Origin of the sequence: Bacillus cereus group sp. BfR-BA-01356 (assembly GCF_022663635.1) — a bacterium.
GTDB lineage: Bacteria > Bacillota > Bacilli > Bacillales > Bacillaceae_G > Bacillus_A > Bacillus_A cereus.
In genome coordinates this window covers 1-372 of the sequence record NZ_JAKUFX010000300.1, presented here as the reverse complement: position 1 = coordinate 372, position 372 = coordinate 1, and the positions used below count along the sequence as shown (strand labels likewise).

Below are 372 nucleotides of genomic sequence, written 5' to 3'. Positions count from 1 at the left end.
CAGAAAGATTCCAAGAAAAACTTCACGGCCTTTCCCCGATAGAATATCGGGAAAAGGCCGTGGCATAATACTCTTTTTATTACTGTCTACTTGACAGGGAGATGACCAATTGTCCCCCTCTTCTTTTAATTTTTCTTTAAAAGAGTTGCTCCTGCAATCCCTGGGTGTGTCATCTCGAATGGATCTAGAATTAACTCTAAGTCTTCTTGTGACAATACACCATTTTTCACACAAAGTTCTCGAACGGATTGGCCTGTTGCAATTGCTTCTTTCGCAACGCGAGCTGCTGCTTCATAACCGATATGAGGGTTCACGGCTGTAATAATTCCTACACTTTTCTCAACATACTCTTTTAAGCGATCTTCATTCGCT

General features: G+C 41.4%; 2 protein-coding genes. One reads left to right on the top strand and one right to left on the bottom strand.

Annotation, left to right across the window (positions count from 1 at the left end; all coding sequences use genetic code 11):
• Positions 1–68: IS3 family transposase (locus tag MR168_RS33850; protein ID WP_325837495.1), on the top strand; the 68-nt coding region annotated here is incomplete at its 5' end.
• A 57-nt stretch (positions 69–125) separates the two neighbouring features.
• Here the strand turns inward: MR168_RS33850 and MR168_RS33150 are convergent.
• A partial coding sequence (locus MR168_RS33150) for an aspartate ammonia-lyase (protein WP_119781760.1) occupies positions 126–372 on the bottom strand: 247 nt, incomplete at its 5' end.